This is a genomic window from Plantactinospora sp. B6F1 (assembly GCF_040120695.1).
Lineage (GTDB): Bacteria > Actinomycetota > Actinomycetes > Mycobacteriales > Micromonosporaceae > Plantactinospora.
Genome location: NZ_JBEEAC010000007.1, coordinates 151,404 through 164,946, shown reverse-complemented (window position 1 = coordinate 164,946; position 13,543 = coordinate 151,404). Strand labels below are relative to the sequence as shown.

Sequence of the window (13,543 nt, the reverse complement as noted above, 5' to 3'; positions counted from 1 at the left end):
TGCCTAACACTTCCGGGGCGAGGGTTCGTCGGTGAGGAACGTGAGCAGGTTCTTGACGAACCGGGGCGGATCGTCGAGCCAGGGAAAGTGACTGGCGCCGTCCTGCACCACGGTTTCGGCGTTCGGGAAGAGCGCGGCGAGCGCCCGGGCCGCCTCCGGGGTGGGCGCCGGATCGAGTTCGCCGGCCACGACCAGCACCGGGGCGTCGAGTCGGGCCAGTGCGGTGCGGACCGCGGCGGTATCCGGGGCGAAGTCCTGGTAGAACCCGGCGGACGGCGCGTCCGGCCGTTCCTCCGGTTCGGCCTCGGCGTGTGCCCGGGCCCGCTCGTCCCACCGCCCGTACCCGAACGGCGCGGCACCGATGCGCAGCGAATTCACCTCGTCCGGCCCGGCGCCCCGCCCCGCCGCCTCCTGCCAGGCGTCCATCGCGGCCTTCGCCTCCGGGTACCACCACTGCGCGGAGCGGGCGGTGACCGCCTCGGCGAAGCCGAGTGTCTCCACCCCGACCGCACGCAGCCCCGGGGTGACGAGCAGCAGCCGGGAGATCCGGTGCGGATGCCGGGCCGCGTAGAGTTCCGCGAGGTTGCCGGCGGCCGAGTGGGCGAGCAGATCCATCCGGTCCAGTCCGAGGTGGACCCGGAACGCCTCGATGTCGTCGACCAGCCGGTCGCACCGGTAGCTCGCCGGGTCCTCGGGGACCGCCGACTCGCCGCTGCCGCGCAGGTCGAGCATGAGCAGGGTGCGATCCCGGCTCAGTCCACCAAGGTCGCCGAGGTAGCTCGTCGCCCGGGCCGGCCCGCCGGGCAGGCAGACGATCGGCGGTCCGGACCCCAGCACGTGGTAAGCGAGTGCGGTGCTGTCGTACGAGGGAAATCGCGGCACCCGGTCAGCATGGCAACCGGTCGATCGCCGATCAAGAGCAATCGCCATGCTTCGATGTTTTCTTTGCCCCGATAGGACCGTTTGGGGTGACCCTATTCTGGCCGTTGATCACCATTCGGCGCACCGTGGTCGCCGTTTGGCGCAGCGGGCCGATGTCGCCGAGGTGACCACCGTCACTCTGCCCTAACCTCCGGCGTCACATATAGGTCAACGCCGACACGTCATCCAGGTCAACGCCGATGCGTCATCGGAAGAGTCAACCGGGCGGGCCACCAGGCCGCAGCGCAGCGAGGAGACGGCATGAGCGAGCGTAGCGAGCGAATCTTCGAACACGGCGCCGATCTGCCTCAGGACGGTACGGAGCGAGAGGAGTGCCGGCATGAGCGACCCTGAGACGCCGGCGGCGCCGGCCGGCGAGGTGGTGGCGAAGGCCCGGGCGAAGGACCACAGTCCGTGGAACTGGCTGCTCTTCCTGCCGATCGTCGTGCCGCTGATCACGCCGTTGTTCAACGCCGACTCGCCCCGGCTGTTCGGCTTCCCGGTCTTCTACTGGCTCCAACTGGTGTTCATCCTGCTCGGGGTCGGCACCACGACCCTGGTCTACCAGATGACCAAGAAGCGGGGGTGACCGGTGATGTGGCGGGACCATCTCACTGAGATCGTCATCTTCACCCTGCTGTTCCTGCTGGTCAGCGGGATGGGCTTCGTCGCCGCCCGGTGGCGGGCACCGAACGACATGGCGCACCTGGACGAGTGGGGCCTGGGCGGGCGCAGTTTCGGCGGCTGGATCACCTGGTTCCTGGTCGGCGGCGACCTCTACACCGCGTACACCTTCGTGGCCGTGCCGGCGCTGCTCTTCGGGGCCGGCGCGGCCGGGTTCTTCGCGGTGCCGTACACGATCATCATCTATCCGCTGGTCTTCCTGGTGCTGGTCCGGCTCTGGTCGGTGTCGCACCGGCACGGCTTCGTCACCCCGGCCGACTTCGTCCGGAAGCGGTTCGACTCGCCGACCCTGGCACTGATCATCGCGATCACCGGGATCGTCGCGACGATGCCCTACATCGCGCTCCAGCTGGTCGGCATCGAGGCGGTACTCAAGACGATGGGGGTCAGCGGGGAGAGCACGGTCGCCCGGCACCTGCCGATCATCATCGCCTTCGCCATCCTGGCCGCCTACACCTACCAGTCCGGGCTACGGGCGCCGGCGCTGATCGCCTTCGTCAAGGACTCGCTGATCTACATCGTGATCCTGGTGGCGATCGTCTACCTGCCGTACAAGCTGGGTGGCTGGGGGAGCATCTTCGACGCGGCGGAGGCGAAGTTCGACGCCAGCCCGTCACCGAACGACGGCATCACGCTCAATGCCAACAACCAGTTGCAGTACATCACCCTGGCCCTCGGCTCGGCGCTGGCGCTCTTCCTCTACCCGCACAGCCTCACCGGCGTACTTGCCAGCCGGAGCCGGGACGTGATCAAGCGGAACATGTCGGCGCTCCCGGCGTACAGCCTGCTGCTGGGTCTGATCGCCCTGCTCGGGTACGCCGCCATCGCCGCCGAGGTGACCCCGCTGCCGGGCGCGACCGAGGGCACCGTGGACAACAACACCGTGGTACCGCTGCTGTTCGAGCAGCAGTTCCCGAGCTGGTTCGCCGGGATCGCGTTCGCCGCGATCGGGATCGGCGCGCTGGTGCCGGCCGCCATCATGTCGATCGCGGCGGCCAACCTCTTCACCCGGAACATCTACAAGGAGTACCTGCGCAAGGACGCCACCGCGGCCCAGGAGGCGAACGTCTCCAAGATCACATCGTTGGTGGTGAAGATCGGTGCGGTCGCCTGCATCGTCTTCCTCGACCCGCAGTTCTCGATCGACCTCCAACTCATCGGCGGGGTCATCATCCTGCAGACGCTGCCGGCGGTCGCCCTCGGCCTCTACACCCGGTGGTTCCACCGGGGCGCGCTGGTCGCCGGCTGGGTGGCCGGGATGGGCCTCGGGATGTGGATGCTCTACCAGATCCCGAACCCGGCGACCAAGCGGGCACACTTCGGCGGGTCCGCGTTCCCGCTGGAGAAGCTCGGCTTCGACGGCTCAGCCAAGACCATCTACGTCGGCCTGGTCGCCGTCGTGGTCAACCTGCTGGTCGCGGTGATCGTCACGCTGGTGCTCCGGGCCGCCAGGGTCCCCGCCGGGGTCGACGGGACCGAACAGGACGACTACTTCGCCGACCAGGGCGATCCGCGGCTCCTACCCAGCCCGAGGGAGTCGGCCGAGGTGGCCGGCGAGGCGGTCGAACCCTCGCCGAAGGTCTGACCGGTCCGCCACAAGCGCCGGCATCCGGCCACCTGCCATCGGGGTGGCCGGTGCCGGCGTCGGGGTCAACGCCAGGAGCGGTAGAGCAGCAGCAGGCCGATCACCGCACCGAAGAGCACGATCACGGCCTTGAGTATCTCGGGCCGCATCCGGCGGACGAGCCGCGCGCCCGCGTACCCCCCGACGACGGTCGCGGGGGCGACCACCGCGACGGCGGCCCAGTTCACCGGACCGAACGCGGCGAAGGCGACGATCGTGGTCAGCCCGACCACCGCGGAGAGCAGATTCTTGATCGCGCTGATCCGGACCAGCGACTCGTCCAGCACCAGCGCCAGCCCGGCCACCAGCATGACCCCGAGCGCGGCGCCGAAGTATCCGCCGTAGACCGCGCCGACCACCACCATGGTGTGCAGCGCGACACTCTGCCGGGAGCCGCTCCGCACCATCGTCCGGCCGGATGTGCCGGTGCCGGCGCCGGCGCCGGTCGTGGTGGGTTGCCCGCCGCGCCGTCCGACGAGGCGGCGAAGCTGGTCCTGGAACGCCAGCACGGCGGTCGCACCGAGCACCAGGAACGGTACGGTCACCTCGAATGCCCGGGCCGGGGTGGAGAGCAGCAACGCGCAGCCGGCGGCGGTGCCCAGCACGGTCCCGGGGACCAGCCGGAGCAGCCACCGGCGGTCCGGCAGATCGACCCGACTGCCCCACACGCTGGCCAGATAGCCGGGACAGACGGACATCGAGTTGCTCACGTTCGCCGGAACCGGCGGCAGCCCGACCGCGATCATGGCCGGAAAGGTGATGAGCGAGCCCCCGCCGGCCACCGCGTTGACCACGCCCGCGGCGAGCCCGGCAGCGACCAGTAGCAGCGCCTCGGGAAAATCCATAGCCTGTCGAGGCTAATCCGCGCTGATTCCTGTCTCTCGGTGGCCTGCCGGGTTCCGGGTCGGGCGTACCCGGGAGCGGCCGGGTGGATCGCTCTTCGGGAACATCGCTACGATTGGTACGCGACGGACGAGTCGACCGGGCGGTCGCGTCGGCGGGCCCCGAGCCCGCCGCCGAGGAACGTCCGGACTCCACAGGGCAGGGTGGTTGCTAACGGCAACCCGGGGTGACCCGCGGGAAAGTGCCACAGAAAACAGACCGCCGAGCGGGTGGTTTACGCGGAAACGCGTGGATCGACCGGTTCGGTAAGGGTGAAACGGTGGGGTAAGAGCCCACCAGCATCCCGGGTGACCGGGATGGCTCGGTAAACCCCACCCGGAGCAAGGCCAAGAGAGGGCCATCGCCGAAGGGCAACGGCCCGCGCAGGCGTTCGAGGGCGGCCCGCCCGATGCCTGCGGGTAGGCCGCTGGAGCCTGTCGGCAACGGCAGGCCGAGATGGATGACCGCCGCCGGCACCATCGGCAACGGTGCGTGTCGGGCACAAAATCCGGCGTACAGGTCGACTCGTCCGTCGTACTCCAGGTCACGGTCCTGATCAGGGCTGTGACCTGCTTCTTTGCCTGGTGTCGTTGGTTGACCTTGGTCAGCGTTGGGCGGCGTCTGACGGCCCGGTGACGGCCCAGACGGCCCAGAGACGGCCCGGGAGACGCTGACTGCCCGATCAATTGATCTCGGCTGTGGGTGGCCTTGTTGGGCTTTGCGCGGCCTGGTGCTCGTCGACGGCCGGCGACGCGGGGAGGGCTCGGGGTACGCCCTGGCGGTAGAGCTGGTGCCGCGACCCGGTGACCCGGTGGCAAGCCAGTCCCGGGGTTGGACTGGCGCGGCAGTCGGAAGCCCCAACCGCGACGACGAGCAATCCCGCTGGCTTCCGCACGGCCTCATCGGGTGCTGAGGCTCACGGGCTATCGCAGCGAAGCTCGCTCGTCGACGTGGTAGTCCGGTTCGCTAAGGAAGGCGTCTCGTGCCATAGGGCCGAAGCCGATGCTGACGGTATGCAGAACGTAATGCCAGTCGGCCATCCCGGTCATGGAGGAGTAGCGGTTGTTCATCTGCCACCGCACCCACTCGCCGTGCTGGAGCGTCACCACGGGGCGATGATTTCGGACCGGTACCCCGAAGCCTGCGGGGAGCTGTACGCGGAGCACGTCCCTCATGAGGCGGAGGCCCAGCTCGTGCCGTAGCGGTAGGTCGTGAACGATCCTGACGTCGGGCACGAAGTCGTTCTCCTCGCGCATGACGACTTCGTGGAGCATCGGCGCGGGGTCAGCCGGTAGGGGGAATGCGGTCGGGGCGGCGTTGCGGAGGGCTGCCTGTGGGAAGCCACGGGATCGCTTGCTCCAGGTCGTGCGGATCCGCTGCACGGTCACGTCCATGTGGTCATGGTCGTCGGTGCTGTCGCTGACCGGCAACCAACTTGTCGGCACGGGCGCGGTTGTCCGCCGGCTGTCGGTGGCCTTCCGCCCCGGCGCCGCAGGCAGCCGGGGCGGCTTGCCGCCGGGCGGTTCACCGCGCCTGCACCGCACGCAGCGCGGCGCCTTGATCCAATACAGAACTATTCGGCAAACCCATGACACCTGCTCAGGGGACCACCCGTGCTCATAAGGGCGTCTGATCTTGATGTTGCTGCCGATCGCTACCATCCGGTCACGCTCGACGGGGCGCCGCCGACCTGCTGAAGGAACCGCTGGCAGCGACAGCAGGGGTCGCCCCGACACCCTGAAGTGGTTGGGCTCCCTCGGCCGTGTCCGGCCGCGATACGGCGCGGCCCAGCGTGGTCACCGTGATCCGAGCACTCACCGGCCGCAGACGTCGATGACTACCACCGTCACGTTGTCGTGGCCACCATGTTCAAGGGCCAGCACGACGAGTTGGTCGGCCGTGTCCTCGGGATCCGTTCCGGAGCCCAGTGTGTCGCGGATCAGCTCCTGCGGCACGTACGAACTCAGGCCGTCCGAGCACAGCAGGATCCGGTCTCCCGGACGGAGTTGGACGGCGGTCAGGTCGGGAGATCGGCCGTCGTGCCGGCCATCGAGGAAGCGGGTCAGCATCCCTGGCAGGCTTGGCACCGCAGCGGCGTCGGCCACAAGCTGTTGATACGTGTGGTCGTCGCTCACCTGAACAAAACTGTGCCGCTGAGCGCTGCGGTTGCGCATGAGGTAGGCACGGGAGTCACCGATGTTTGCCAACATCGCGTCCGTTCCGGACCAGAGCAGGGCAACGAGCGTGGTGGCCATGCCGGTCAGCTCGGGTTGTGCCCGGATCCTCCGGCGTAGCGTCTCGTTCGCCTCGCTGATCGCCCTGCCCATGACGACGGCAAGATCCTCTGTTCCGACTGCACGGTCGTACGCTCTCAGCGTTTCGATGGCGGTGAAGCTGGCGACGTCCCCGGCGACGTGCCCGCCGAGCCCGTCGGCGACCGCGAACAGATGGCGGCCCTGAAAGCAGGAGTCTTCGTTGCGTCTCCGAACGTAGCCGACGTGCGTCCGACTCGCGGCATCGAGGATGATCGGTGAGTTCACAGGTCGCCTGTCGGCGTTGGATCCGTGGGCCAGGGATCTCGGGCGTTCTCGTCCCGATGCAGGACATGCACCGTTTCGACGCGGTCACTTGCCACGACGTACTCGGTGACTTCGACCGGCTGGTTGTCCGTACCTGATCGACCGACCCGCACGATCTCCAGCACCGGCAGGTTGGTGGGGATCTCCAGCAGGGTGGCTTCGTCCTTGCTGGGCATCCGCGCCCGGTGGATCTCGATCCAACTGAGCGGCCAGTGTCCGGCTGCCTCGATCCGGTACAACCACTCACCGGCTGCGGGGTTCGCGTCGATGCCGGTGACGATTTCGGCGACACGCGGATGGATCCATGAGACGTTGATCTGGAATGGAGCTTCCGAAGCTGGTCCCGTGACCCGGAACCGGCGCAACACCTCGGTGCCCGGCTCGACGCCGAGCAGCTTGGCGATGCGTGGGTCCTCCAGGAGGGCCGGCTCGTTGATCGCCGGGCCGTGTCGGACCCACACCTCCTGGCTGCTCGCCGAGGGAAACGAGTAGCCGGTCGCCTGCTTGTTGCGCTTGACCAGGTCGCCTCTGGGCCGGCGCGGTCGCATCGTGCCGTAGCGGACGGAGATTCCTCGGCCTTGGACCGCCCACACGTAGCCCTCGGTCTCCAGGACGGCGATCGCCCGGCCGACGGTGTCTCGGTTGGCTCCGTACTCGGCCGCGAAGTCGTCCAGCCGTGGTAGACGGGTGCCGGGCGTCCACTCTCCGGCCTCGATCCGCGCACGGATTCTGGCTGCGATGTCCCGGTACCGCGAGTGCACGGGCAAGGTGAGACCTCCGGTTTCTAAATTATCTTGGGATAATCCTTGACCTACGGACTGGATTGTCCCCACACTATCGGTGGTAGATTATCCCAAGACAATCTGGTACCTGAGGGGTGCTGCCGTTGGCACCGCTCACCGCACCCCGCAAGGAGGTCGTAATGGTTCGTGATCGTGCCCGTCCACTCGTTCGACACGCGTTCTGGCGGCGGTGTGGGGCGCTACCGCCTCTCGGGCAGCAGTTCTGGGTATCCGATGGGCGGTGGTCTCGGTGACCGGGGCATCCCAGCGGGCCGAGGTGGCGCACCCGCCATGGTGTCTGCCTCGGCGGTGCGAGTTCATGCTGCCTGCCGCGACGCAGCTGGGACGGCCGCTACCTCGGCACAAAGGGTCGGTCCGGACGGTCGGAGATCGACGGGACGGCGGCACCGTCGTTGTGTACCTCATCGCCGGGCGGGCAGGTCTGCCGATGCTCGGGATCCACTCTGCTGCCCGGTTCCTGGGAGCCGGCGGTGCCGTCCTCCGGTTGGTTGACGTGTGGCAGCTTGCCCGACATCTGGACGGCCTACTGACCGAAGCGGGATTTGCGCCGCCGCAGGGAGGCAGCTATGAGCGGACGTGATCAGGCCGGCGGCGAGCGGATGCCGGCGCGAGCCTCTGCGCCCGATCAGTGCCCGGTGTGGTGTCGAGGTTGCCGGCCGACGGCCCCGAGGCACCACAGCCGATCGGCAACCATCGGCCGGGAAGGCAGCGGTTGGCTCAGCGTGCAGCTGATCGCGGACCGTGGATGCGGACACGCACCTCTATTGCGGGTCGACGCGACGCGTGACACCGCCACCACGACGGTGCTGCTCACCTTCGCGCAGTTGGCGCGCGTGCTCGGGGAGGTCATCCACCTTCCACATCCGGTCGGCGCCTGGCAGTTGCAACAGGATCCGCTGCCGAGGAACGACGGCGGTAACCGACCGGCGGGGTGAGTTCTGCGGGATGTCCGGCCGGCCGCCTGGCGACTTCGGTGAGATCCGGTGGCCGTCGACGCGCATCGCGTACCGACGACCACCGGCGTGGTCGGTGTTTCCGTTCGACTTTGGGCGGGTGTGGGCTCCCGGTGGTTGTCGGCGTAGCCTCCCACACTGATCATCCTGTAGTTGCCGCTGATCGTTACCGTCGGGGCCATGTTCCGACGGGCCGGCACCGACCGCGCCAAGCGAGCCACCGGCGCCACTGGTGAATCCGCCCCGAAGCGCAGACGCGGTCGTGGCCCCGCCGTCGTCGTCACCAGCGTCATCGCCTTGATCATCTGCAACATTCCGGTCTACAGGCTGGTCACCGACTCGGCGGATGGCGGCTCCGTCGCCTTCGTTCTGATCGTCTTCGGTCCCGGCGCCCTGGTGGCGCTCAGCTGGCTCGTACGCCTGGTGCAGTGGTGTCTCGCCGCGCGTGCACCCGGCACCTCCGTGCTGGTGACGCCGCATCTCGCGCAGTCCCCGGTGCCGTTCGATCGGGGCCGCACCGGCATCGGTACCCGCCGCGGGCTGCGCAGCGAGGCTCGGGGGTACGCCGTCTGGCTGACCTGGCGCGGCTCGGACGGCGTGTACTGGCACCAGCGTGTCGTCTGGGAGCCGTGGCTTCGCAACCTGACCAGGCCGTGTCAGGCCACGGTACGTCGTGGCCCCGGCGCCGTCACCGTGATCGACGTGCGTGACCACGGTCGGCTCTGGCCGGCGAGTTTCACCCTGCGCCGCCGCCCGTTGGCGGTGCGACTCACGCCGTTCAGCAAGGCGCATCGGCTGCCGGAGCAGACCCGTCTCGACTTCGGTTCCCTGGCGTACCTGTTCCTGCTCCTCGTCATACCGGGCCTGGTCGGCGTCGTGGACGGCGACTGGATGATCCTCGGCTGGTGGATCGGCTACGTGATCGCCCTGATGGCCGCCGTCGGTACCTGGTTTGGCATCGTCCCGCCGGGTGCACTGCCTGGAGGGCAGCGGGGGCGCGGCTCGACGCCCGCCTCCCGCAGGATCCGATGAATATGGGCGGCGGAGCCACGCGCTCCGCCGCCCAACTCGCCTCCCGTCGTTACTGGGCCTTCTGTTTGATCGGGTCGTGGTGCCGGTACCGCAGGTCGAACGCGCGGGTGGTGGTTTGGGTCAGGGTGTTACCCGCCTTGTCCCAGACCTTGAGTTTCAGGCTGACCGCGCCGGTACCACCCTTGGGCTTGTACACGGCCTTCACCTCGAACTGGCCGTTGCCCTTGTTCTTGACCTGCGCGGGCTTCCAGGTCCGCCCGTCGTCCTGGCTGTACCACATCCGCACCCCGGCGATCTTGGGCATCGGTGTCCGGGACGGGGCGTGGTAGGCGTTCACCTTGAACCAGTGCGCCCCCGGGGCCTTGACCGTGTTGTCCAAGCCCAGCCGGGACCCCAGGTCGTAGGTGGCGTACACCAACGGCTCGGCCCGGCAGACGTTGGTCTGCTTGAACAGGCTGGTTGGGCAGTACAGGCCGTGCGCCTGGTTGGGCTGGTTCGCGGTGCCCTCGGAGTGGAACGTCCATTCCGACCTGGTCCGCAAACCGGGATCGTGCAGGGTCAGCCGGTAGTCCCCGGGCTCAGACGGCATCGTGAACCCCGGGATATCACCGTCGGTTTCGATCGGGATCTCCCGGTCTCCCTGGTAGAGATGGGTCAGATCTGGCCCGATGTAGTTGGTCATTTCGTATTCTCCGGTGCCAAAGATCCGCTGGAACACCGGGTAGAACTTGTCGCCTTCCCTGCACATCGAGCAGATGGTGATGCTGCGGTGGTACTGCGGGTCGTCCGGGTAGGTCAACTTCGCGAGCGCGTCGGAGTAGGTGGCCGACCCCGGTACCGCGGCGGTCCCGTTCCACGTCGTGTGGGTCCGGACCGGTTCGGTGAACAGGTTGATTTTCGTCATGTTGTACGGGGCCGGTTCGCTCGTGTGGACGACCCGGTCGGAGAGCGGTCCCACGTAGTGGGTGCGGGTGGCCGGCCCGTCCACCGGTGGCGAGAACACGATTGGGACCTGCACCGCGCGGTGCCCGTACGACAGCCAGCGCGGTGTGAACGTGGTGGGTTCGGTCGCGTGGTACTCGGCGTACTCCGTGGCCACGTTTCCGTCGGTCAGGTCGTAGGTCAACGAGTCGGGAACCTGGCCGATCTCGAACGGAACCGCCTTGTAGACGTAGGGGGAGACCGGGGTACCGGTGACCGTGATCCGGATTGGTTTCCGGGTGAGTCGGTCCCGCAGGGCTCGCCCCTCACCGGGTGCGACCGACGCGTAGGGGATGCCGATGTTCCGGTCCCGGTCAACGTCCGTTTCGACGACAGGCAGCGGGATGGTCGGCCCGTTCCAGCAGCCCGACGTGTTGACCTCATGGGAGGGCCAGGCCAGCACACCGGCCGCCCCAGCGTCCCGGAGGTTGTGCATCCGGTCGATGCGGATCGCGCACAGGCTGTCCATTTCGAGCAGCGCGAGAGCGCCGGTCAGATCACGACCGGCGATGTCCTCGGGGCGCCCGAGCCCGGCGTCGACCAGTTTCAGCGTCCGGGTTCCGGTGAACAGTTCCCCGGTGTATCCCATCATGAACTCGGTCCCGTTGTGTGGGAACGTCATCGGGTGCAGGTCGAGGTCGGAAACGCCCTCGACCCGCATGGTGACCTCGGGCGCGGCCAGTGGCATCCCCGTGTACACCTGCAGGTCCCCCACCTCCACCGGCTCGGTCGGCGTGGCCCAGTACTGGTAGAAGTTCGCCGAGTTCACGTAGCCGAAGTGTGTCGCGCCGCCTGTCACCGTCCGCTGCCACACCATCGTGATGGTTTCCCCGCTGGGCGAGACCTCGGCGGGTCGGGAGGTGCGGAAGGTGAACTTCTGGAGGGTCCTGGCGTCGAGGGTGATCTCCGTGTCGCCGGTCACCTCGACCTCGGGATCGAGGAGGTACCCGAAGTGGTTTCGATGAGACTCATCGATCCAATGGAAGGCCACGGCAACGCTGGTCGCTCCCACCGGGACGAGCGTCTTCCACACGCCGGGGGACACCCATTGGCCGAACTGTCCGAAGCTACCCAACTGATGGATGAGGTCGACCGCATCCACCAGGGTCGCGTAGGCCGGTTGGCCGTCGCGGCCGAGGACGTTGACCGTCAACGTGTGCATGGGCGGCTGACGGCGGAATCCGACCGGGGTGCTCAGGCTGGTGCCCGTGGTCTCGTCGGTGGCCACGACCGCTCCGGTGTAGGTGGCCACGTCCAGGTGGGCGGAGGTGAGGGTGACCGTGGCGGTGGCGGTGCCACCGGCCGGCACGGTCAACTGACCGTCGACGGTCAGCGTGTCGGCCGGTACGGGGTCACCACCGACCTTCCGCAGGCTCGGCGCCAGGGTGAGGGTCACATCGGCATCGCCGGTGTTGCGGTAGGTGATTTGTCGGGTGGCCGGGGCGGCGTCGGCCGGAACGATGCCGAAGTCCGCGTTCGGGGTGGTGGCGAAGACGGTCCGGGTGACCGCACGGGCGATGTCCACCCGCCCGGCGCCCTGCTGGTAGACGGAGTACCCGCCGTCGACGCTGGTGCTCATCAACGCGGTTTTGAGTTCGGCGTGGGTCCAGTCCGGGTGTTTCTGGGCCAGGATCGCCGCCGCCCCACTCACATGCGGGGTCGCCATGGACGTACCCCTCATGCCGACGTAGTACGGGTCATCACCGACCCCCGGGCTGGTACCTTTCGCGCGAGCGGCGGTGATCGCCACACCGGGTGCGGCGATGTCCGGCTTGAGCCCACCCTCCAGGAGTGGGCCCCGAGAGGAGAAGTCGGCGAGCTGGTCGGACTTGTCGACCGCGGCCACGGTCAGTGCCGAATCCGCGATCCCCGGCGAGCCGATCGTGAACTCGGCCGGACCGTCGTTGCCGGCGGCGATCACGAACAGCGCACCGGTCGACTCCGTCAACTCTTCGACGGCCTGGGCCGTCGGATCGTCGGGGATCGGGCTGGCGCCCAGGCTCATGCTGATGATGTCCGCACCGTTGGTCGCGGCCCATTCCATGCCCGCGATCACATCCGTGTACAGGCCGGATCCGTTGTCGCGCAGTACTTTGCCGATCATCAGGTCGACGCCCGGGGCGACACCCTTGTGGCGGCCGTCGGACGCGGCACCAGACCCGGCGATGGTGGACGCCACGTGGGTGCCGTGCCCGTTACCGTCGTGCGTCGAGGTGTCGCCGAAGAGGTCGAACCCCTTGGCGGCGACGACCTTGCCGGCCAGATCCGGGTGGTTCTCGTCGTACCCGGTGTCCAGGACCGCCACGGTCACCCCGGTACCGTCCAGACCCAGTCCCCAGGCTGCCGGGGCGCCGATCATCGGTACGCTTTCGGCCAGGCTGACCTCGACCCGGTGGTCCAACCACAACTTGCTGAGCCCGGTCGACAAAGCCCTGGCACGAACACCGGGACCAACCGTGGTCGGCCGGATCGCCGACCAGAAGTCGGCTGCGTCGTCCTTGGCGACCGCGAGCCCGGACGAGTTGATGCTGGACAACTCGACCGTGGGTTTGCTGGCTGGCAGCGCGTCGGCCGAGGCGGCCAGCGACCGGGTGGACCGGTGTTCGGGATACGACGCGATCACCGGCAGGCTGTCGATCTCTGCGTCGGTGTACCCGTTCTCCGCCAGGTAGGTCAGATTGAACAGGTCCCGATCCAACATGCCGGATTCGACCGCTGGCCGGGCGTCGTCCGGGTACAGGTAGAACGCGTTGTCGTCGCCCGTGCCCTCGAACCTCGGAATGTGACCGTCCGGGCGCGGCGCCGCGTCGACATCGACCGCGAACGCGTCCGAACCGGTGCCGGCATCCCTGAGCGTGACCTGGTCACCGGTGATCAACGTGATCGTCTTCGGACCCGGGGCGACGCCGTCCAGGGTGAGGACACCCGGGTCCTGGCCGGTCTGGTCGGACGCCGAGGAGCTGCTCGGTGGGTCGGCGTACGCGGCAGGCCCGGCCGTGAGCAGCCCAGCGGCCAGCGCGACGACCGCCAACACCGCGAACGGCGTTCGTCGTAACGTACTTATCGAGTGGTACATGGAACCTC

10 protein-coding genes and 1 other RNA gene are annotated in these 13,543 nt (G+C 68.2%); 5 read left to right on the top strand and 6 right to left on the bottom strand.

The window, feature by feature from the left end; all coding sequences use genetic code 11:
* Positions 1–3: 3 nt before the first annotated feature.
* The gene (locus tag ABNF97_RS12650) at positions 4–882 is read right to left on the bottom strand and encodes an alpha/beta fold hydrolase (RefSeq protein WP_349338634.1); all 879 of its coding nucleotides are present in this window, start codon (positions 880–882) and stop codon (positions 4–6) included.
* A gap of 379 nt (positions 883–1,261) precedes the next feature.
* Between ABNF97_RS12650 and ABNF97_RS12645 the strand changes: the two genes are divergently transcribed.
* A complete protein-coding gene (locus tag ABNF97_RS12645; protein WP_130460868.1) occupies positions 1,262–1,510 on the top strand; it encodes a DUF3311 domain-containing protein in 249 nt (82 codons plus the stop codon).
* 6 nt (positions 1,511–1,516) lie between these two features.
* Complete coding sequence (mctP, locus tag ABNF97_RS12640; RefSeq protein WP_349338633.1) at positions 1,517–3,190, top strand: monocarboxylate uptake permease MctP; 1,674 nt, start codon at positions 1,517–1,519, stop codon at positions 3,188–3,190.
* Positions 3,191–3,255: 65 nt separating this feature from the next.
* Here the strand turns inward: mctP and ABNF97_RS12635 are convergent, their stop codons facing one another.
* A complete protein-coding gene (locus ABNF97_RS12635) occupies positions 3,256–4,074 on the bottom strand; it encodes a sulfite exporter TauE/SafE family protein (RefSeq protein WP_349338632.1) in 819 nt (272 codons plus the stop codon).
* Positions 4,075–4,202: 128 nt separating this feature from the next.
* On the opposite strand from ABNF97_RS12635, the gene rnpB reads away from it, so the two are divergent.
* Positions 4,203–4,643, top strand: an RNA gene (gene rnpB, locus ABNF97_RS12630) — RNase P RNA component class A.
* 391 nt (positions 4,644–5,034) lie between these two features.
* Here the strand turns inward: rnpB and ABNF97_RS12625 are convergent.
* The 3 genes from ABNF97_RS12625 to ABNF97_RS12615 form a co-directional block, all read right to left on the bottom strand.
* A complete protein-coding gene (locus tag ABNF97_RS12625) occupies positions 5,035–5,505 on the bottom strand; it encodes a hypothetical protein (protein WP_349338631.1) in 471 nt (156 codons plus the stop codon).
* A 420-nt stretch (positions 5,506–5,925) separates the two neighbouring features.
* Positions 5,926–6,651: a PP2C family protein-serine/threonine phosphatase gene (locus tag ABNF97_RS12620; RefSeq protein WP_349338630.1), complete on the bottom strand. Its 726-nt coding sequence runs from the start codon at positions 6,649–6,651 to the stop codon at positions 5,926–5,928.
* Positions 6,648–7,451, bottom strand: coding sequence for a GntR family transcriptional regulator (locus tag ABNF97_RS12615; RefSeq protein WP_349338694.1), 804 nt, complete (start codon positions 7,449–7,451; stop codon positions 6,648–6,650). The genes ABNF97_RS12620 and ABNF97_RS12615 overlap by 4 nt, the downstream gene beginning before the upstream one ends.
* A gap of 764 nt (positions 7,452–8,215) precedes the next feature.
* Here ABNF97_RS12615 and ABNF97_RS12610 point away from each other — a divergent pair.
* Together ABNF97_RS12610 and ABNF97_RS12605 are read left to right on the top strand one after the other, a co-directional pair.
* Complete coding sequence (locus tag ABNF97_RS12610) at positions 8,216–8,428, top strand: hypothetical protein (protein ID WP_349338629.1); 213 nt, start codon at positions 8,216–8,218, stop codon at positions 8,426–8,428.
* Between the two features lie 198 nt (positions 8,429–8,626).
* On the top strand, positions 8,627–9,478 hold the full coding sequence (locus ABNF97_RS12605) for a hypothetical protein (protein ID WP_349338628.1): 852 nt from the start codon (positions 8,627–8,629) through the stop codon (positions 9,476–9,478).
* A 49-nt stretch (positions 9,479–9,527) separates the two neighbouring features.
* Here the strand turns inward: ABNF97_RS12605 and ABNF97_RS12600 are convergent, their stop codons facing one another.
* Complete coding sequence (locus tag ABNF97_RS12600) at positions 9,528–13,535, bottom strand: S8 family serine peptidase (RefSeq protein ID WP_349338627.1); 4,008 nt, start codon at positions 13,533–13,535, stop codon at positions 9,528–9,530.
* Positions 13,536–13,543: the final 8 nt, after the last annotated feature.

Bases quoted from the DNA above. Each gene is read 5' to 3' on its own strand.
- ABNF97_RS12635 (WP_349338632.1), bottom strand. From the start codon at position 4,074: ATGGATTTTCCCGAGGCGCTGCTACTGGTCGCTGCCGGGCTCGCCGCG.
- mctP (WP_349338633.1), top strand. From the start codon at position 1,517: ATGTGGCGGGACCATCTCACTGAGATCGTCATCTTCACCCTGCTGTTC.
- ABNF97_RS12625 (WP_349338631.1), bottom strand. From the start codon at position 5,505: ATGGACGTGACCGTGCAGCGGATCCGCACGACCTGGAGCAAGCGATCC.
- ABNF97_RS12645 (WP_130460868.1), top strand. From the start codon at position 1,262: ATGAGCGACCCTGAGACGCCGGCGGCGCCGGCCGGCGAGGTGGTGGCG.
- ABNF97_RS12600 (WP_349338627.1), bottom strand. From the start codon at position 13,535: ATGTACCACTCGATAAGTACGTTACGACGAACGCCGTTCGCGGTGTTG.
- ABNF97_RS12605 (WP_349338628.1), top strand. From the start codon at position 8,627: ATGTTCCGACGGGCCGGCACCGACCGCGCCAAGCGAGCCACCGGCGCC.